This is a genomic window from Pseudomonas sp. GM41(2012), from assembly GCF_000282315.2.
Classification (GTDB): domain Bacteria; phylum Pseudomonadota; class Gammaproteobacteria; order Pseudomonadales; family Pseudomonadaceae; genus Aquipseudomonas.
In genome coordinates this window covers 689,030-709,295 of the sequence record NZ_AKJN02000008.1, presented here as the reverse complement: position 1 = coordinate 709,295, position 20,266 = coordinate 689,030, and the positions used below count along the sequence as shown (strand labels likewise).

Sequence of the window (20,266 nt, the reverse complement as noted above, 5' to 3'; positions counted from 1 at the left end):
ATTATTTCTTCGCGGCGAACAACGCATCGAGCTTCTGCTCGAAGGTGTGGTAGTCGATGCGATCGTAAAGCTCCATGCGCGTCTGCATGGTGTCGATGACGTTCTGTTGTGTGCCATCGCGGCGGATCGCGGTGTAGACGTTTTCGGCGGCTTTGTTCATCGCGCGGAACGCCGACAGCGGGTACAGCACCAGCGATACATCGGCAGCGGCGAGTTGCTCGGTGGTGTACAGCGGCGTCGCGCCGAATTCGGTGATGTTGGCCAGGATCGGCGCTTTCACGCGGCTGGCGAACAGCTTGTACATGTCCAGTTCGGTGATGGCTTCCGGGAAAATCATGTCGGCGCCGGCCTCGATGCACGCGGCGGCGCGATCCAAAGCGGATTCCAGACCTTCCACTGCGAGGGCGTCGGTACGGGCCATGATCACGAAGCTGTCATCGGTACGCGCATCGACGGCTGCCTTGATGCGATCGACCATTTCCTGCAGGGACACGATCTCTTTATTAGGACGGTGACCGCAGCGCTTGGCGCCGACCTGGTCTTCGATGTGAATCGCCGCCGCGCCGAACTTGATCATCGACTTGACGGTGCGCGCGACGTTGAACGCCGAGGAGCCGAAACCGGTGTCCACGTCCACCAGCAGCGGCAGGTCGCAAACGTCAGTGATGCGGCGCACGTCGGTCAGCACGTCATCCAGACCGGTGATGCCCAGGTCCGGCACGCCGAGGGAGCCGGCAGCCACCCCGCCACCCGACAAATAAATAGCCTTGAAACCGGCGCGCTTGGCCAGCAGCGCGTGATTGGCGTTGATCGCGCCGACCACTTGCAGCGGATGTTCGCTGGCGACCGCATCGCGGAATCGCTGGCCTGGAGTGCTCTTGTTGGAACTCATGACTCACCTCGTTCAGTGGCTGTCTGGTTGGCGCCGTCCTGGTAGTGACGAGCGATATTGCGTTTGGAGGCGCCGATGTGGCGGCGCATCAACAACTCGGCTAGCTCACCGTCACGGTCGGCGATGGCGTCGAGAATTCGGTGGTGCTCGGCAAAGGCCTGACGCGGACGATTGGGCGTGGTGGAAAACTGGATGCGGTACATGCGCACCAGTTGATAGAGCTCGCCGCAGAGCATCTGCGTCAGGGTGCGGTTGCCGCTGCCCTGGATGATTCGGTAATGGAAGTCGAAATCGCCTTCCTGCTGGTAGTAGCCGACGCCGGCCTGAAACGCCGCATCGCGCTCATGGGTTTCGAGGACCCGGCGCAGTTCGTCGATTTCTTCGAGCGTCATGCGTTCGGCCGCCAGACGGCAGGCCATGCCTTCGAGGGATTCGCGGATTTCGTAGAGTTCCAGCAGCTCGGCATGGCTCAACGAAACCACCCGCGCCCCGACGTGCGGCACGCGAACCAGCAGGCGCTGGCCTTCCAGCCGGTGGATCGCCTCACGCAACGGCCCGCGGCTGATGCCATAGGTGCGCGCCAGTTCCGGCTCGGAGATCTTGCTGCCCGGGGCGATCTCACCCTTGACGATGGCCGCCTGAATGCGCCGGAAGACGTTCTCGGAAAGAGTCTCTGAATCGTCTTGGGCAATGACCGGGGGATCGAGTTGATCCAACATATTGTCGACACCTTGTAAGCGGATGCCGCAAAAACTAGCGAATACAGGTCGAATAGTCAAAGAGAAAATCGGTATTGTCGACAATCGTCTAATAACCGGCTGCACCATAACAAAGCAGCACAGCTGTTTATAGCCGCCCGCCAGCGGTGGCGCCATAAAACCACCGTGCTAGAATGCCGGCCGCATTTGTTTGTGACATCTGCACTGCCTGTCATAAACAGTTGATAGGCATACGAGGGAGCTTGCGCAGCGATGCCAGGGCCTTGAATAGAAGTACGGACCGCTGCGCACCAGGATTTATGAGACTCAAGCCCTTCCCCACCTTCCTTTATCTTCTTTGCCTGCCCGGTTTCGCCGCGGCGGGGGAAAAGACTGTCTACGGCCTCAACGAGTACGCCTCCCTGGACGGCATCGACCTGGAAGTCGCCGCCAAACTCGACACCGGGGCGAAAACCGCTTCCCTGAGTGCCCGTGACATCAAACGTTTCAAACGCAATGGCGAATCCTGGGTGCGCTTCTATCTGGCCATCGACGCTGCGCACTCGCACCCGATCGAACGGCCACTGGCCCGCGTCAGCAAGATCAAGCGCAGGGCCGGCGACTACGACCCGGAAGAAGGCAAGAAGTACACCGCCCGTCCGGTGATCGAGCTGAATATCTGCATGGGTTCGGCTTTACGCAGTATCGAAGTGAACTTGACCGACCGCAGCGCCTTCCAATACCCGCTCCTGATCGGTTCCGAAGCGCTGAAACGCTTCGATGCGCTGGTCGACCCCAGTCTTAAATACGCTGCTGGCAAACCCGCCTGCGCCACCGACGCTCATACCGCAGAGTAATTCCAATGCGCTCTCTTACCCTTCACCTGAAATTCCTGATCGCCATCCTGGTGGTGCTGGGTATTTCAGTCACGGCCTATCAGATCTTCGTGCTCGGCATCCCCGTGACCGAAGACGCCACCGACGACTTGTGGAACATCGACGCCAAAGTCGAGTTCGTCGCCAGTACCAAGGACCCGGTCAAGATCCAGATGTTCGTGCCACCGCTGAGCCGCGATTACGTCAGCCTCAACGAGAGCTTCATTTCCAATAACTACGGCGTGGCCGTGAACCGTGCCGACGGCAACCGCAAAGTCACCTGGTCGGCACGTCGGGCCAAGGGCAATCAAACGCTTTACTACCGCCTGGTGCTGACCAAGCGCTACACCGGTGAAAAATCCAAGATCAAAGGGCCGACCTTCCGTGACAGCATCGCTGTCGAAGGCGCGGAAAAAATCGCCGCCGAAGCCCTGCTCGCACCGATCCGCCAGCACTCGGCCGACGTCGAAACCTTCATCGGCGAAGCCATCAAGCGTGTCAACAATCTCAACGACGACAATGTGAAGCTGTTGCTGGGCGGCGATCCGTCCCCCGGGCACAAGGCGAAAATCGTCGAGCTGGTGCTGTCCATCGCGCACGTGCCAGTAGAAAAGGTCCACACCATTCGTCTGGTGGCCGACCAGCCGCAAATGCCGGAACTGTGGTTGCGCAGTTTCAACGGCACCGACTGGCTGTACTTCAACCCGGAAACCGGTGAACAGGGCCTGCCGACCGATCGCCTGCTGTGGTGGACCGGCGACGACAACCTGATCACCGTCGATGGCGGCAAGAAGGCCAACGTGACTTTCAGCCTGAACAACAGCGAAATGAACGCCATTCGCCTGGCCAAGCTGACCGACGAAAACTCCGACGCCAACTTCCTCGATTACTCGCTGTACGGCCTGCCGCTGGAAACCCAGCAGACCTTCATGATCATGGTGATGATCCCGATCGGTGTGCTGGTGATCCTGATCCTGCGCAACCTGATCGGCATTCAGACCCTCGGCACCTTTACCCCGGTGCTGATTGCCCTGGCGTTCCGGGAAACCCAGCTCGGCTTCGGTATCGTGCTGTTTACGATCATCACGGCGCTGGGCCTGTCGCTTCGCTCCTACCTTGAACACTTGAAGCTGCAAATGCTGCCGAGGCTGTCGGTGGTGCTGACTTTCGTGGTGGTGCTGATCGCGGCGATCAGCCTCTTCAGCCATAAACTCGGTCTGGAACGCGGGTTGTCGGTGGCGCTGTTCCCGATGGTGATTCTGACCATGACCATCGAACGCCTGTCGATTACCTGGGAAGAACGCGGTTCCGGCCATGCCATGAAAGTGGCGATCGGTACGCTGTTCGCCGCGTCGCTGGCGCACTTGATCATGAGCGTTCCGGAGCTGGTCTACTTCGTGTTCACCTTCCCGGCGATCCTGTTGATCCTGGTGGGGTTCATGCTGGCGATGGGGCGTTATCGCGGCTACCGCCTGACCGAACTGGTGCGTTTCAAGGCCTTCCTGAAGAAGGCTGACGCCTGATGTTCGGCTTCTGGAAGACCTGGAAGGCCCTGGAAGCCCGGGGCATCATGGGGATCAATCGGCGTAACGCGGACTACGTGCTCAAGTACAACAAGCGCAGTCTGTACCCGATTGTCGATGACAAGATCATCACCAAGGAACGCGCCATCGCAGCCGGCATTCATGTGCCGGAACTGTATGGCGTGATTTCCACCGAGAAAGAAATCGACAACCTCGACGACATCATCGGCAGGCGCAACGACTTCGTGATCAAACCGGCCCAGGGCGCGGGCGGTGACGGCATCATTGTGGTTGCCGACCGGTTCGAGGGGCGCTATCGCACAGTCTCCGGCAAGATCATCGACCATGAGGAACTCGAGCACCATGTCTCGAGCATCCTCACCGGCCTGTATTCCCTGGGCGGGCACCGCGACCGCGCGCTGATCGAATACCGGGTGATCCCGGACCAGATTTTCAAAAGCATCAGCTATGAAGGCGTACCGGACATCCGCATCATCGTGCTCATGGGTTACCCGGTGATGGCCATGCTGCGCTTGCCGACGCGCCAGTCCGGCGGCAAGGCCAACCTGCACCAGGGCGCCATCGGCGTCGGTGTCGACCTCGCAACCGGGCAGACGTTGCGCGGCACCTGGCTGAACAACATCATCACCAAACATCCGGACACCACCAACGCGGTGGACGGCGTGCAACTGCCCTACTGGGACGGTTTCATGAAACTTGCCGCCGGCTGCTATGAGCTGTGCGGGCTGGGTTACATCGGTGTCGACATGGTGCTGGACCAGGAAAAAGGGCCGCTGATTCTTGAGCTCAACGCCCGGCCTGGGCTGAACATTCAGATTGCCAATGATTGCGGACTAACGTTGCGTACCCATGCGGTTGAAGCGCGGCTGGAGGAGTTGAAGGCTCGAGGGGTTGTTGAGACGGTGCAGGAACGGGTTGAGTTTGTTCAGGAAATGTTTGGGCATATTCCGGCGGTTGAAGGCTGACCTGTGGCGAGGGGATTTATCCCCGTTGGGCAGCGAAGCGGCCCCAAAAATCAGGGCCTGCGGAACTGTCAGATTTTTTGTGTGCGGGCCGGTAACGGCCTGCTGTTAGGCAGGCCATGCTTTTACCAGGTCGGCCTGATAAATCGATCTCCGTACAGAATCGCGAATTGATTCATTGCACTTTTCCAGTCATGGGCCGCTGAGCCCCAGTTTGCTGTGATGTTGCGCAGCCCAAGCCAGATCAGTTTTGTCGCCGCATCGTCGGTCGGGAAGTGACCTCGGGTTTTGATGATCTTGCGCAGTTGAGCGTTGATGCTCTCAATGGCGTTGGTCGTGTAGATCACTTTTCGGATCGCTGGCGGGAAAACGAAAAATGGGATCACACGATCCCAAGCGCGGCGCCAAGCAGCCACTACCGTCGGATACTGCTTGCCCCATGGCCCGCTTTCAAACGCATCCAGCGCCTGCTCGGCCGCTTCGGCGGTGACTGCCTGATAGATCGGTTTGAGCGCCTTGGCCAGTTCACGACGCTTATCCCAAGCCGCGTAATCAAGACTGTTGCGGATCAGATGAACAATGCATGTTTGCAGTGTCGTTTCTGGAAAAACGGCGCTGAGAGCTTCTGGCATGCCTTTAAGGCCATCGGTCACAGCAATCAACACGTCTTCGACGCCACGTGTCTTGAGGTCGTTGAACACCTTCATCCAGAATTTGGCACCCTCGGTATTTTCGATCCAAATGCCGAGAATATCGCGTGTTCCGTCAGGCAAAACACCCAGGGCCAAGTAGATCGCCTTATTGCGAACCAGCCCCTCTTCGCGGATTTTGACCCGCAGAGCATCGAAGAAAATAACCGGATACATCGGCTCCAAAGGCCGCTGTTGCCATGCACCGATCTCTGCCATGACCTCATCGGTTACAGAGCTGATGAAGTCGGGAGAAACGTCCGTACCGTACTGCTCGGAAAGAAACGCACGGATCTCTCTGACAGTCATTCCACGGGCATACATGGCGATGATCTTGTCGTCGAATCCGGTGTAACGGCGCTCGTGCTTGGGAATCAGGATGGGAGAAAAACTGCCGTCCCGGTCGCGAGGAATATCCAGTCGGAGCGGGCCATCGCCGGTTAGAACCGTCTTGCCGCTTTTGCCATTGCGCTGGTTGGTTTCATCCTCTGGGCGCTGCGCGCCCGGCGGATAGCCCAAGTGGTGACCGAGTTCAGCATTCAGGGCTCTCTCGATCAAAGCCTTCTTGAACGCCGCAGAGGCGTCCTCAATGGCTTCAGCGGTCATCGGTCCATCAGTGAATTGCTCGAGCAGCTCTTTCGGGATTTTCGGTAGCTCTCGCAACGCGGGTTTCTTCTTGGTTGGCATACATGCACCTCTTACTCATGTTATGCCCGAACACAAAATTTCTGACACCCCCGGGCCTGCTGCGCAGTCCAACGGGGATAAATCCCCTCACCACAGGTCTGTCTCACCCATTGCCCCCAATCTACCAATCCCCGACATCCCCTCTAGGAGCAATTCCCCGAGAAGACTACAATCGCCACCCCCGCCTCGATGGCTGATCTGCCCCGCCCATGTTGACCTGTTCCGTACACCCGCTCCCCTATTGCGCCAACCCCGCCGAGTACTTCGCGGCGATTCGTCATGCCCCCGGTGCCGTGCTGCTCGACAGTGGCCGGCCGAGTGCCGAGCGTGGACGCTATGACCTGCTCAGTGCCTGGCCGCTGGAGCAAATAGCAGTATTGCCTGACGAAAGTGGCAGCGATTTCCTGCAACGCCTTCGCGACAACCTGACACGACTCGGTGAAGCGGCTGTTCCTTACGATTTGCCCTTCGCTGGCGGCCTCATCGGTTACCTGAGCTATGACTTCGGTCGACATCTGGAAAACCTGCCGAGTCAGGCGCAGGACGATCTGCAATTGCCCGACGCACGTTTCGGGCTGTATGACTGGGCACTGATCACCGATCACCAACTGAGTACAAGTCAGCTGGTCTTCCACCCGTCGCTGATCGACAGCGAACGTCAGCGTCTGATCACGCTATTCAGTGAGCCTACAGCTGAAGCAGTCGAATCTTTCAAGTTGAAAGCCCCGATGAAGGCCGACCTGAGCGCTGACGAGTATCGCCACGCGCTAGAACGCATTCAGCAGTACATCCAGGCCGGCGACTGTTACCAGGTCAATTTCGCCCAGCGTTTCCGTGCTCAGTGCCAGGGCGATCCATGGGCCGCGTATTGCGCGCTGCGGGCGGCGTGCCCGACGCCGTTTTCCGGTTTTCAGAGCCTGCCCGACGGCGGCGCAGTGTTGAGCCTGTCGCCAGAACGCTTCGTCAAAGTCAGCGAACGCCATGTGGAAACCCGCCCGATCAAAGGCACTCGCCCTCGCGGACTGACCGCTGCCGAAGATGCGGCAAACGCCGCCGAACTGCTGGCCAGCCCCAAGGACCGCGCGGAAAACCTGATGATCGTCGACCTGCTGCGCAATGACCTCGGCCGTACTTGCCGTATCGGGTCGGTGCGGGTGCCGGAGTTGTTCAGCCTGGAAAGCTACCCGAACGTGCATCACCTGGTGAGCAGCGTGACCGGAGAACTGGCGGATGACCGGGACGCCCTGGACCTGATCGCTGGCAGCTTCCCTGGCGGCTCGATTACCGGTGCACCGAAAATTCGTGCGATGCAGATTATTGACGAGCTGGAACCGACCCGGCGCGGGTTGTACTGCGGGTCTTTGCTGTATCTGGATGTGCGTGGCGAAATGGACAGTTCGATCGCGATTCGCAGCCTGTTGGTGAAAGATGGGCAGGTGTGTTGCTGGGGCGGCGGCGGGATCGTTGCGGACTCGGAGTGGCAGGCCGAGTATCAGGAATCGATTACCAAGGTGAAGGTGCTGCTCGATACCCTGCAAAACCTTTAAAAGCATCGCGAGCAGGCTCACTCCCACAGGGTTCGGTGATCCCCTGTGGGAGCGAGCCTGCTCGCGAAGGCGTCCTCAAAGACGACTACAAACTCAAGGCCCTATTGGAAGCCTTGATGAATTCCTGCTTCAGCTCTTCAAAGCTGTGCACCGCCGGGAACTGCGGAAACTCGCGAATCACATTGTCCGGCGCATGGAACAGAATCCCCGCATCCGCCTCGCCCAACATCGTGGTGTCGTTGTAGGAATCCCCCGCCGCGATCACCCGGTAGTAAAGGCTCTTGAACGCCAAAACCGACTGACGCTTGGGATCTTTCTGACGCAATTGATAGCTCGTCACCCGACCGGAATCGTCAGTAATCAGACGATGGCAGAGCAAGGTCGGGAAGCCCAGTTGACGCATCAACGGCTGGGAGAACTCGTAGAACGTGTCCGACAGAATCACCACCTGAAAGCGCTCACGCAGCCAGTTGACGAACTCGATGGCGCCGTCCAGCGGCTGGAGCGTAGCGATCACTTCCTGGATGTCGGTGAGTTTCAAGCCGTGCTCGTCGAGAATCCGTAGGCGCTGCTTCATCAGCACGTCGTAGTCGGGGATGTCCCGGGTGGTAGCCCTGAGGGACTCGATCCCGGTTTTTTCGGCGAAGGCGATCCAGATTTCCGGGACCAGTACACCTTCAAGATCCAGACAGGCAATTTCCACAAGACACTCCCATTTGTATTGATTATTGAGTCGAGCGAGCAAAAGGACTGCCGAACTCTAGCGACTCAGGCTGACCGGTGCAACGCAGAGGGCGCGCCAGCGGCTGCAGGATTTTGTTACCATCAGCCCATATAGAGCGCCCAGCGCCACCGACCTGTAGGAAGCCGCCCTGATGAGCCCAACGTTCGACGTCGTGGAACTCGCCACGACCTATGCCAACAAATCCGCCCAGGACATCCTGAAACTCGCGTTCGCCGAGTTTGGCGATGACCTGTGGATATCTTTCAGCGGCGCCGAAGACGTGGTGCTGGTAGACATGGCCTGGAAGCTGAACAAGAACGTCAAAGTGTTCAGCCTCGACACTGGCCGCTTGCACCCCGAGACCTACCGCTTCATCGATCAGGTGCGCGAACACTACAAGATCGACATCGAACTAGTGTCGCCGGACTACACCAAGCTCGAACCTTTCGTGAAGGAAAAAGGCCTGTTCAGTTTCTACAAGGACGGCCATGGCGAATGCTGCGGCATCCGCAAGATCGAGCCGCTACGCCGCAAGCTCTCGGGAGTGACGGCCTGGGCCACCGGCCAGCGTCGGGATCAGAGCCCTGGCACTCGCAGCGCCGTCGCGGTGCTGGAAATCGACACCGCGTTCTCCACCCCGGAACGCACCCTGTACAAATTCAACCCGCTGGCACAAATGACCAGTGAAGAGATCTGGGGCTACATCCGCATGCTGGAGCTGCCGTACAACAGCCTGCACGAACGCGGGTTCATCAGCATCGGCTGCGAGCCCTGCACCCGCCCGGTGTTGCCGAACCAGCACGAGCGCGAAGGTCGTTGGTGGTGGGAAGAAGCGACGCAGAAAGAATGCGGGCTGCATGCGGGCAATATCATCAGCAAATCCAAGGAATAACCCCAGTCTTTGCAATTTCCTGTAGGAGCCGAGCTTGCTCGCGATAGCGGACTGACTGTTAGACCGCTATCGTCGGATCGCCGCCCGGAGCAAGCTCAGCTCCTACAGGGGTCGTGACTGGCCTTAGAAATGTGTACACAGGAATGTCACCATCGGTGCCATTTGTGTGTGCACTTTTCATTTCAGCGCCCCAAAAAGTTACACGCCCCTGCCCTGACTTCCTCAGTCGACCTTTCCTACAAATCCCGCTGAAAAATAAATACCTGTTCAAACAGTCAATTTATATCGCCTTTATTTCAGTCACTTATCGCGAATAGATAACAAAACGAAATTAAAGGCAGATTTCATAGATCGCTGACTGGCATGGATCTGGCTTAAGTGCATACATGTTTTGTATACAATCACATCAAAACATACACACACTTTAGATCCGCAAGCCTGAAGCGCCCTATCCCGTACAGGCTGCAGATGCCCCGTAACCAATGATGCTGACTGCCCGCGACGAAGATTTGTCGAGCCAACGCTCATGCACAGTCATCGCGACGCCAAGCTCGGAGCCTGCCGGAATGCGTACTAGCCTCTCCAATAACAACATCGCGCTGGATCTGCCCTCCTTCCCACCCACTTCGCCCCCTCACGACCAACCGTTTCAAGAACCCGTCGTACTCAGCCCTCGTCTTCACAACAAGGACCTGGCGCCGACCAAGGCCGAAGGTCGACGCTGGGGCCGCTACAGCATCTTCGCCCTGTGGACCAACGACGTTCACAACATCGCCAATTACTCATTCACCATCGGGCTGTATGCCCTCGGACTGGGCGGCTGGCAAATCCTGCTGTCCCTGGGGATCGGCGCGGCGTTGGTGTATTGCTTCATGAACCTCTCCGGCTACATGGGACAAAAGACCGGCGTGCCGTTTCCTGTCATCAGCCGGATCAGTTTCGGCATTCACGGGGCGCAAATTCCTGCATTGATCCGTGCCGTTATCGCCATTGCCTGGTTCGGGATTCAGACCTATCTGGCCTCGGTGGTCTTTCGGGTACTGCTGACCGCAGTTCATCCAGGTTTCGCGGACTACGACCACAACTCAATCCTCGGTCTATCGAGCCTGGGCTGGGTGTGCTTCGTGGCGATCTGGTTTGTGCAACTGGCGATTCTCGCCTATGGCATGGAGATGGTGCGGCGTTACGAGGCGTTCGCCGGACCGGTGATTCTGCTGACTGTCGCCGCCCTCGCCGCGTGGATGTACTTTCAGGCCAACGCGACCATCGCCTGGTCGATCCGCGAACCGCTGAGCGGCGGCGAGATGTGGCGCAACATCTTCGCCGGTGGCGCGTTGTGGCTGTCGATCTACGGCACGCTGATCCTCAATTTCTGCGACTTCGCCCGTTCTTCGCCGTGCCGCAAGACCATCAAGGTCGGCAATTTCTGGGGCCTGCCGGTGAATATTCTGGTGTTCGCCAGCATCACCGTCCTGCTCTGCGGTGCGCAATTTCAGATCAATGGCCGGATCATCGAAAGCCCGACCGAAATCATCGCCTCGATTCCCAACACCTTCTTTCTGGTGCTCGGCTGCCTGGCATTCCTGATCGTCACCGTGGCGGTGAACATCATGGCCAACTTCGTCGCCCCGGCCTTCGTGCTGAGCAACCTGGCGCCCAAATACCTGACGTTCCGCCGCGCCGGGCTGATCAGCGCGACCATCGCGGTGCTGATCCTGCCGTGGAACCTATACAACAGCCCACTGGTGATCGTGTATTTCCTGTCCGGCCTCGGCGCCCTGCTTGGCCCGTTGTACGGCGTGATCATGGTCGACTACTGGCTTGTACGAAAAGGTCAGGTCAACGTGCCGCAGTTGTACAGCGAAGACCCCAACGGCGCTTATTACTACAGCCGCGGAGTCAATTTACGCGCCGTCGCGGCGTTCATTCCTGCCGCACTGATCGCCATTGTCCTGGCGCTGGTACCGGGCTTCGACAGCGTATCGCCTTTCTCCTGGCTGATTGGCGCCGGGATTGCCGGGATGCTCTACCTGATCATCGCCAAACGGCAGCCCCATTACGCAGACGTCAGCGGTGAAGCCATCGCCGTCGATAACGTCAGCCATTAATCCCTTGGCGGCCCGGCACCGTCGGGCCGCAGAACCACCCGTTATAAGGACTTCCCATGCGAATTCTCGTGGTCAACGTCAACACCACCGAATCCATCACCCAGGCCATCGCGCGTTCGGCTCAGTCCGTGGCCGCGCCGGGCACGGAAATCATCGGCCTGACGCCCTACTTCGGTGCTGACTCCATCGAAGGCAATTTCGAAAGTTATCTGGCCGCCATTGCGGTGATGGATCGGGTGATGGCTTACGACCAACCCTTCGACGCCGTGATCCAGGCCGGTTACGGCGAACACGGGCGCGAGGGTTTGCAGGAGTTGCTCAACGTGCCGGTGGTGGACATCACCGATGCGGCGGCCAGCACCGCGATGTTCCTCGGCCATGCCTACTCGGTGGTCACCACGCTGGACCGCACCGTGCCGCTGATCGAGGATCGCCTCAAACTGTCCGGACTCTGGGACCGTTGCGCATCGGTGCGAGCCAGTGGTTTGGCGGTGCTGGAACTGGAATCCGATCCTGAGCGTGCGCTGGAGGCAATTATTCGCCAGGCGGAATTGGCCGTGCTTGAAGACAAGGCCGAGGTGATTTGCCTGGGCTGCGGCGGCATGGCCGGGCTGGATGAACAGATTCGTCAGCGCACTGGCGTGCCGGTGGTGGATGGTGTGACGGCGGCGGTGACGATTGCCGAGTCGTTGGTGCGATTGGGATTGTCGACGTCCAAAGTGCGGACTTATGCAACGCCGCGGCCCAAGAAAATTACTGGCTGGCCCGGGCGGTTTGGAAGGTAGACCGCGTCATCGTTCATCGCGAGCAAGCTCGGCTCCCACAGGGGATTTGTGAGCGAAGCAGATCCAATGTAGGAGCCGAGCTTGCTCGCGATGGCCGCGCCTCGGTTCTGAAGCTGGCTCAGAGCGCACTAAACCGCTGCCCCAACCCCTGCTCCGCAAACTGCTCAATGATGAAATCCACAAACGCCCGGGTCTTGCCGGGCAGCAGTTTGTGTTCAGCGTAATAAATGGAAATGTTGCCGTCGTCGACAAACCAGTCCGGCAGCACCCGCAGCAAGGTCCCGGCCTCCAGATAGCCCACGGCAAACGGCATGCTCACCAGCGCAATGCCCAACCCTTGGGCGGCCGTGGCGCAGGCCGCCTCCGAATCGCTCATGGTCATCCGCGCCTTGAGCGTCAGCGGGCTGTGTTGCTGGGTGCGACTGGTCAATTGCCAGGAACGCACACGACCTGTCTGTGGCGATCGAATCAGGATGCCATCGTGATGTTTGAGATCATCGGGCTCGGCAATCACCTCACGCCCTGCAAGATAGTCGGCTGACGCGACCAACACCCGATGGGCCGGTGTCAGCTTGCGCGCCACCACCCCCTGCGGCAGCTCGAATCCCCCACCAATCGCCGCATCGAAACCCTGAGCGATCAGATCGACCTGACGGTTATCGAAATGCCAGTCCGGGTTGATCGCCGGAAAGCGCCGCAGAAACTCCCCAAGCAACGGCACGACATACAACCGCCCAAACGCCGTGCCCATGCTGACCTTCAACGTCCCCGCCGGTAGCCCCTCGGCACTGGCCAGATTGGCCACGGCATTCTGGATCGTGTGAAGACTGGAACTCACTTCGCCGAGAAACCGATGACCCGCTTCAGTGAGCGTCAGGCTGCGAGTGCTGCGCTGAAACAGCCGTACACCCAGTCGCGCCTCAAGCTTGGCGACGCTTTTGCCCACCGCCGCCGGGGTCAGACTCAGGCGGCGCGCGGCTTCGGCGAAGCTGCCGACCTCGGCACTGCGCACGAAGCATTCGATACTGCTGAAGGTTTCCATAAGCGCCACTATAAACTTTTGGTTTACACAGACTATCGCAATTACCGTCTACACAGCCGGTAATCCTGAATCGATACTAGGCTCCATCAACCGAGACATCTCGCCTCGGGACTTTGGAGATCGATATGACTACTCAGAACCTCAGCGGCAAAGTGGCTTTGATTCAAGGTGGATCCCGCGGTATCGGCGCCGCCATTGTCAAACGCCTGGCTGCTGAAGGCGCGACAGTCGCCTTCACCTACGTCAGCTCCACGGCCAAAGCCGAAGAATTGCAAAACAGCATCACCGGTAACGGCGGCAAGGCCCTCGCCATCAAGGCTGACAGCGCCGACGCCGAGGCCATTCGCAACGCCGTGACCGCCACCGTAAAAGCCTTTGGTCGCCTGGACATTCTGGTCAACAACGCAGGCGTGCTGGCCGTTGCCCCCTTGGAAGACTTCAAACTCGAAGACTTCGACCAGACCCTCGCGATCAACGTGCGCAGCGTATTCATTGCCACCCAGGCCGCAGCCAAACACATGACCGAAGGCGGTCGCATCATCAACATCGGCAGCACCAACGCCGACCGCATGCCCTTCGCCGGTGGTGGCCCGTACGCCATGAGCAAGTCCGCGCTGGTCGGCCTGACCAAAGGCCTGGCGCGCGACCTCGGCCCGCGTGGCATTACCATCAACAACGTGCAACCGGGCCCGGTCGACACTGACATGAACCCGGCCAGTGGTGACTTCGCTGAAAGCCTGATCCCGTTGATGGCGGTGGGTCGTTACGGTAAAGCGGAAGAAATCGCCAGCTTCGTCGCCTACCTCGTCGGTCCCGAAGCCGGTTACATCACCGGTGCCAGCCTGACCATCGACGGTGGTTTCGGCGCCTGATGACTTAAACGCAATTCAAAAATGTGGGAGCGGGCTTGCTCGCGAAAGCGTTGTGTCAGCCGACATTAATGTTGGCTGATACTCCCTCTTCGCGAGCAAGTCGAATCGTCGCACCGCCGCTCCCACATGTCCGTCGTTAAGCCCATTCGAGCGCCGGCAATCCGCAAGCGCTCGGTTTGAACGCTTTCAACGTACGAAGAATGCCGTCGGCGTGTGCGTATTTTTCGTCAGCCATCGCCGCATCCGGGATCGCAATCGCGGTCATTCCCGCCGCTTTCGCCGCCGTGACACCGAACGGCGAATCCTCGAACACCAGGCAATCCTCGGGCGCGACACCCAGGCGCCGCGCCGCCGTGAGGAAGATGTCCGGCGCCGGTTTAGCCGCGCCGACTTCCGGATCGTCAGCCGTCACGATGAAATCGAACAGCGCGAACCAATCGCGGTGCAAGGTGGTTTTCTGTCCGAACGACTGACGCGAAGAACTGGTGCCCACCGCGATCGGAATGTTGTTGGCATTCAAGTGCCGAACCAGCTCCTGCGCGCCAGGCATTGCCAGCGCCGTAGGAAAACGCTCGCGCATCAGCGGTTCGCGGATCACCAGAAACTCTTCGGCGGTAATCGGCAGGTCCAGCGCCTCGACCACATAACGCGCCAGATCACCCGCGCCACGGCCGATGATGTTCTGCTTGACGCTCCAGTCGAAGACCCGACCGTAACGCGCAGCAATCATGGACGTGACTTCGGTGTAAATGCCCTCCGTATCCAGTAACAAGCCGTCCATATCAAAAATCACGGCCTTGATCGGGCCGAATTCATTCAGCGGTGCATTCATCGCATCTGATCCGTTTTCTAATGACATCCCAGAGGCGGCTCAGGTACGGCCGGGTCCGCGATCGATTAAAGGATTCAGCAGCATAGCGAGCGCGGCGGGCATAGGGCAACGGGCAATGCCTGATCGGTACTAAAACCTGCGCCGAAGTGCTCTTCGTCATTTAGCGATTTCCCCTACACCAAACACTTACTTTCCCGACTTCTTTCCCCGCCGATCCCCCGCAAAGTCTCGCGCTCTGAATTGATCCGCGCGAGGGACTGCGAATGTTCATACCTGACAACCTCCTGGCCTTGAACAACACCATCGGGCTGCTGGTGGTCGCCGCCATGGACCCTGAGCAGCCGAATGTCGAAGCGCTGCTGGGTGATTTTCGACTGTGCCTGAACGACTACGACGCCTGGGCTGAAAGCTTCTGGACCGGCAAGGCCCTGGATGTCGAGCAAGTATTCAAGGTCGGCAACGAAGTCCGTCTAAGCGCGCCGAAGCATTCCACCACGCCAGTCAGTTCGACAGTCGCCGCGTGCCCGGCCAACGGTCCGTTGACCCTGGTACATATGTTTGAGGCTGCGCGCTTCGTGCCTATCGGCAATACGCCGGTGATGCTTGAGCAGATGATTTCCGAAGGTACGTTTGGCGAGCCGGTCTACCACGAGATCGGCCCCAGCGGCGTTCTGGAAATCCCCGAGTGCGAGCGCAGCCTGCGTTATCGCATTACCTTTTTCCCCCATGTTGGCGCTGATCATGTCAAAGCGCTCTACGCCTCTTATCAAGGAGTCATCGGCGATCTGGAAGGCTGGCTGCGCAACGAGTGGGCCACCGAATTCGAACCCTCGTGGGCTGAGTTCTCTCAGGCCGGATTCGTCAAACGCTACGGGCTGCTGCAACAGGCGGATTGGCGCGGTCTCGAGAATTCGCTGAACGATTTGTGGGATGACGTGAGGCAGATCTACGAGCTGATCACGGACCTCCAGGCCAACAGCCAAAAGCTCCTTGAGTACCTGAGCGAGACCGAACTGGAAACGCTGTTGAAGGCGTCATCTGAATCGATTGCCAATTTGTTGTTGGTGTTAAGTGACGAGCCATTGATGTTCATTCATCTCGCGGCTTTCACCAGTTGGTTGCGGATGTTGCCGCCGCAATACATCGCCGAGGTTGTGGCGGAGATTCGAACAGGAATATTGATCGGCTTCCTGTTGGCGCGTTTCACAGGGACGGCAGGACTGACGCTCGGCATCAGCGCCAAGGTGCTGGAAAAGGTCAAATCCGACCGCGCGCGAAACTGGCTGGCCGCCGCGAGCCTGCGGCTCGCCGAGGTTGGCGCCAAATCCGACCTGACGGCCCACGCGGGCGTACTCAAACCCCTCGCAGTCAACGTCCGAAATGCGCCTCTGAACCCTGCGCCCGTGGTGCCATTGCAGATCACGGCCGGCGTTGCACCGGTTGTTTCGGTGAAGAACCCGGTCGCCCTTGCGCGCGACAAATCCGAGGCCATGACCAGGATTAGCAGGCAGGAACATCGCGACGATGCCCCGGATCAAGCGAAAAACCCCAACGGTGACAGCGCCGATTGCGGACCGTTGACCTGTACCCACGGCTGTCCGGTATCGATGGTCACGGGCGAGGAATTGCTCACGCTGACCGACGGTGCGCTGGACGGGATTATGCCGTTCGACTTCACCCGGCTCTATCGCACCAGTGCGGTGGAGATCGATTGCGGGCTCGGCTTCGGCTGGAGTCACTCACTCGCCCATCATTTGGAAATCGATGGCAACACCGTCATCTGGATCGACCACGAAAACCGCCGTACGACCTTTCCGTTACCGAATATCGAGCGCCCGACGATTCACAACAGCCTGTCGCGGGCAGCGATTTATCTAGGTGACGAGCCGGAAGAAATGATCCTCGCCCTGGCTGGCGAAAAATCGCGCTTTTTCCACTTTCGTGCAGGACGTCTGACAGCGATCAGCGATGCCTATGGCAATCGGCTGACGGTGCAGCGGGATACGTCTGACAGGATCAAGCGCCTCGATAACGGCGCAGGGCGTTCCCTTCTGTTGCGCTATGACCGCCGGCACATGGTCGCCGTCGAGTATCAGCGTTTTCAGCCGGTCGACACCCTGGAAGACGCCTGGCGTACTGAGCAGACGCTGGTTTCCTATCGCTACGACGCTCGTCATCGCTTGATCGAGGCGACCAATGCCGCTGGCGAAAGCGAGCGCTACGACTACGACGAGCAGCACGTGATTCTGCAGCGGCAACTCGCCGGTGGGGCGAGTTTCTTCTGGGAGTGGGAACGGTCCGGCAAGGCGGCTCGATGCATCCGCCACTGGGCGTCGTTTTCGCAGATGGACACGCGTTATGTCTGGGACGACAACGGCAGTGTGCTGGTTAAGAACGCCGACGGTAGCGAAGAAATTTACGAGCACGACGACCGCGCGCGACTGGTGCGCAAGGTCGAGCTGGACGGCGGCGAACATCTCAAGGCTTACGACAACAGCGGTCGGCTGCTTGCCGAGCAGGATCCGCTCGGTGCCATCACCGAATACCGTTACGACGAGGTCGGACGGCTGGTTGCGCTGATTCCGCCGGACGACGAACCGACGGCCTACGAGTATCGCAACGGTTTCCTGCATGCGCGGTATCGCGGCAAAGCGGTGTGGAAGTATCAGCGCAATGCCCAGGGTGACACCACGGAAGCGACCGACCCCGACGGCCAGGTCAGCCACTACCACTACGACGACAAAGGGCAGCTGCTGTCGATCCGTTCCCCGGACACCAGTCGGCATGTGTTCGTCTGGAACGCCTTGGGGCAACTGCTCGAAGAGACCTTGCCGGACGGTGGCCAGCGGCGGTTTTCCTACGACGCGTTGGGGCGGCAGATTACCCGTCAGGACGAACATGGCGCCGTCACCCAGTACCAATGGGATGCCGTCGGCCGACTGATCCAGACCACGCTTCCTACCGGCGCCAGCCGCGCGTTCAGCTACAACGCCTACGGCAAGATCAGCGCCGAACGCGATGAATTGGGTCGCGTCACCCGTTACGAATACGTCGACGACCTGCACCTGGTCAGCCGTCGGATCAATGCTGACGGCACCCAGCTGAAGTACCGCTACGACAACGCGCAGCTGTTACTCACGGAAATCGAAAACGAGTCCGGTGAAACATATCAGCTGGACTACACGGCCAATGGCTTGATCCGACAGGAAACCGGATTCGACGGCCAGCGCACGGCGTATTCCTACGACCTCAACGGCCAGTTGCTGGAAAAAACCGAGTTCGGTGAGGATGGCTCGCGGTTGGTAACGGCTTATAAGCGGGATTCGGCCGGACGCCTGCGGGTCAAAACCCTGCCCGACGGCATCAAGGTTGAATACCGCTATGACAGCCTCGGCCGGTTGGTCCGCGTCGACGATGGCCACGACCATCCGCTGGAGTTCGAATATGACCAGCAGGATCGGCTGATCACCGAGCATCAGGGCTGGGGCACCCTGCGCTATGGCTACGACGCCTGCGGTCAACTCAACCATCTGCGCCTGCCGGACGGCAGCAAACTCGATTACCACCACGCCAAGGGCGGTGCGCTGACCGCCATCGACCTCAACGGCGCGCGACTGACATCACATACGTTCTTCGCCGGCCGCGAACTAAACCGCCAACAGGGGCAACTGCTCAGCGAATATGCCTACGACGATCAGGGCCGATTGAAGGCCCACGCTGTCAGTCAACAGCTCCAACCACTGTATCGCCGCGACTATGCCTACAGCGCCAACGGCAACCTCGACAGCATCGCCGACACCCGTCACGGCCAGCGCAGCTACCAATACGACCCGCTCAACCGCCTGATCCGCGTCCGCCACACCCGCGACCAACAACCGGAAAGCTTCGCCCACGACCCGGCGGGCAACCTGCTGATGCAGGACCGCCCCGGCGCAGCGAAGGTGCAGGGCAACCGCCTGCTCATGCAAGGCGACCGCCACTACGACTACGACGCCTTTGGCAACCTGATCCGCGAACGTCGCGGCACCGGGCAAAAACTGGTCACCGAGTACCGCTACGACTGCCAGCATCGGCTGATCGGCGCCACCCTGCCCAACGGCAGCCAGGCGACCTACCGCTACGACGCCTTCGGCCGCCGTATCAGCAAAACCGTCGACGGCAAAACCACCGAGTTCTTCTGGCAAGGCGACCACCTCGTCGCCGAAAGCAGCCGCGAGCATTACCGCAGCTACGTTTACGAACCCGGCACTTTCCGCCCACTGGCCATGCTCGACGGCAAAGGCCCGCGCAAGGCCTGCCCGTTCTACTACCAACTCGATCACCTCGGCACACCGCAAGAACTCACCGACTACAGCGGCGACATCATCTGGGCCGCCCGATACACAGCCTATGGCCGCCTGACTCGCCTCAACCGCGACACCCACCAGGTGCTTGATCAGCCGTTGAGGTTTCAGGGGCAGTATTTCGATGCGGAGACGGGCCTGCATTACAACCGGCATCGCTACTACAATCCGGATGTTGGACGGTATTTGACGCCGGATCCGAGCAAGTTGGCGGGCGGGTTAAACGGGTATCAGTACACGCGCAACCCTACGGGGTGGGTTGATCCGCTGGGGTTGAGTGAGTGTCCTGGGGGGGATGGGTGTAAAAGGCCTTCGTTTGGGGATGAGGATCCGGCGGGGAATATTAAGGTTGATAAGGGGGAAGCTCAACTCCCATCATACCCAGAGGAATTGTATTTATATCGTGGCGACGGTCGTCACCCAGATGAGATATTTGAACAAGGATTTAAAACCAAGGGCGACAGCAATGACTTGCTGCTCCACTCCCTAGATAGCAACAAGCCTCCGAGCAATTTTGTAAGCACTACCCCAGTTAGAGAGGTTGGAATCGATTTCGCAACAAGATTCAACATGAGAAGCGGTTTTTTGTACACCATACGGATGATCCCAGGGCGAGATCTGACTTCGGAGCTTGGGAAAAAATATAAGTTTGGTAGCGAGCGAGAGTTAGCAATTCAAGGCGGAGTAAAAAGAGAAGATATTTTAGGGGTAACCCCTATTGGTGCTAATGGTCGCCCATCTGGTCACACCACCTTAAATCCGAACAGGAAATAG

At 59.2% G+C, this 20,266-nt stretch carries 15 protein-coding genes; 9 read left to right on the top strand and 6 right to left on the bottom strand.

The window, feature by feature from the left end; all coding sequences use genetic code 11:
- Window position 1: 1 nt before the first annotated feature.
- Both prpB and PMI27_RS05135 read right to left on the bottom strand, forming a co-directional pair.
- Window positions 2-892: a methylisocitrate lyase gene (gene prpB / locus PMI27_RS05130; RefSeq protein WP_008146328.1), complete on the bottom strand. Its 891-nt coding sequence runs from the start codon at window positions 890-892 to the stop codon at window positions 2-4.
- Window positions 889-1,608, bottom strand: a complete 720-nt coding sequence (locus PMI27_RS05135; protein ID WP_177327884.1) for a GntR family transcriptional regulator — start codon at window positions 1,606-1,608, stop codon at window positions 889-891. Before PMI27_RS05135 ends, prpB begins: the two co-directional genes overlap by 4 nt.
- A gap of 302 nt (window positions 1,609-1,910) precedes the next feature.
- On the opposite strand from PMI27_RS05135, the gene rloA reads away from it, so the two are divergent.
- Genes rloA through PMI27_RS05150 form a run of 3 tightly spaced genes read left to right on the top strand, consistent with a single transcriptional unit; the run spans window position 1,911 to window position 4,974 of the window.
- Window positions 1,911-2,447, top strand: a complete 537-nt coding sequence (gene rloA, locus PMI27_RS05140; protein WP_008146333.1) for a retropepsin-like aspartic peptidase RloA — start codon at window positions 1,911-1,913, stop codon at window positions 2,445-2,447.
- 5 nt (window positions 2,448-2,452) lie between these two features.
- Window positions 2,453-3,988, top strand: a complete 1,536-nt coding sequence (gene rloB, locus PMI27_RS05145; protein WP_008146336.1) for an osmotic stress tolerance membrane protein RloB — start codon at window positions 2,453-2,455, stop codon at window positions 3,986-3,988.
- The gene (locus tag PMI27_RS05150) at window positions 3,988-4,974 is read left to right on the top strand and encodes an alpha-L-glutamate ligase-like protein (RefSeq protein WP_008146339.1); all 987 of its coding nucleotides are present in this window, start codon (window positions 3,988-3,990) and stop codon (window positions 4,972-4,974) included. Before rloB ends, PMI27_RS05150 begins: the two co-directional genes overlap by 1 nt.
- 122 nt (window positions 4,975-5,096) lie before the next feature.
- On the opposite strand, the gene PMI27_RS05155 is transcribed toward PMI27_RS05150, so the two are convergent.
- Entirely contained in the window at window positions 5,097-6,347 is a 1,251-nt protein-coding gene (locus PMI27_RS05155; RefSeq protein WP_008156893.1) for an IS256 family transposase, read from the bottom strand.
- A 209-nt stretch (window positions 6,348-6,556) separates the two neighbouring features.
- Here PMI27_RS05155 and pabB point away from each other — a divergent pair, with 209 nt between their 5' ends.
- On the top strand, window positions 6,557-7,894 hold the full coding sequence (gene pabB / locus PMI27_RS05160; protein ID WP_008145991.1) for an aminodeoxychorismate synthase component I: 1,338 nt from the start codon (window positions 6,557-6,559) through the stop codon (window positions 7,892-7,894).
- Window positions 7,895-7,979: 85 nt separating this feature from the next.
- On the opposite strand, the gene thrH is transcribed toward pabB, so the two are convergent.
- Window positions 7,980-8,597 carry a bifunctional phosphoserine phosphatase/homoserine phosphotransferase ThrH gene (gene thrH, locus PMI27_RS05165; RefSeq protein WP_008145993.1) on the bottom strand — a complete coding sequence of 206 codons (618 nt, stop codon included), beginning with the start codon at window positions 8,595-8,597 and terminating at the stop codon, window positions 7,980-7,982.
- Between the two features lie 172 nt (window positions 8,598-8,769).
- Here thrH and PMI27_RS05170 point away from each other — a divergent pair, with 172 nt between their 5' ends.
- The 3 genes from PMI27_RS05170 (at window position 8,770) to PMI27_RS05180 (ending at window position 12,403) form a co-directional block, all read left to right on the top strand.
- Window positions 8,770-9,510, top strand: coding sequence for a phosphoadenylyl-sulfate reductase (locus tag PMI27_RS05170; protein ID WP_008145995.1), 741 nt, complete (start codon window positions 8,770-8,772; stop codon window positions 9,508-9,510).
- Between the two features lie 566 nt (window positions 9,511-10,076).
- Window positions 10,077-11,618: an NCS1 family nucleobase:cation symporter-1 gene (locus PMI27_RS05175; protein ID WP_008145997.1), complete on the top strand. Its 1,542-nt coding sequence runs from the start codon at window positions 10,077-10,079 to the stop codon at window positions 11,616-11,618.
- Window positions 11,619-11,674: 56 nt separating this feature from the next.
- Window positions 11,675-12,403, top strand: coding sequence for an aspartate/glutamate racemase family protein (locus PMI27_RS05180; protein ID WP_008145998.1), 729 nt, complete (start codon window positions 11,675-11,677; stop codon window positions 12,401-12,403).
- A 118-nt stretch (window positions 12,404-12,521) separates the two neighbouring features.
- Here PMI27_RS05180 and PMI27_RS05185 read toward each other — a convergent pair whose 3' ends face one another.
- The gene (locus tag PMI27_RS05185) at window positions 12,522-13,445 is read right to left on the bottom strand and encodes a LysR family transcriptional regulator (protein WP_008146000.1); all 924 of its coding nucleotides are present in this window, start codon (window positions 13,443-13,445) and stop codon (window positions 12,522-12,524) included.
- 125 nt (window positions 13,446-13,570) lie between these two features.
- Here PMI27_RS05185 and PMI27_RS05190 point away from each other — a divergent pair, with 125 nt between their 5' ends.
- Entirely contained in the window at window positions 13,571-14,317 is a 747-nt protein-coding gene (locus tag PMI27_RS05190) for a 3-oxoacyl-ACP reductase family protein (protein WP_008146002.1), read from the top strand.
- Window positions 14,318-14,453: 136 nt separating this feature from the next.
- Here the strand turns inward: PMI27_RS05190 and PMI27_RS05195 are convergent, their stop codons facing one another.
- Complete coding sequence (locus tag PMI27_RS05195; RefSeq protein ID WP_008146004.1) at window positions 14,454-15,149, bottom strand: HAD-IA family hydrolase; 696 nt, start codon at window positions 15,147-15,149, stop codon at window positions 14,454-14,456.
- Between the two features lie 263 nt (window positions 15,150-15,412).
- On the opposite strand from PMI27_RS05195, the gene PMI27_RS05200 reads away from it, so the two are divergent.
- Window positions 15,413-20,266 (top strand): RHS repeat-associated core domain-containing protein, encoded by a 4,854-nt coding sequence (locus PMI27_RS05200; RefSeq protein ID WP_024164597.1) that lies wholly within the window; start codon window positions 15,413-15,415, stop codon window positions 20,264-20,266.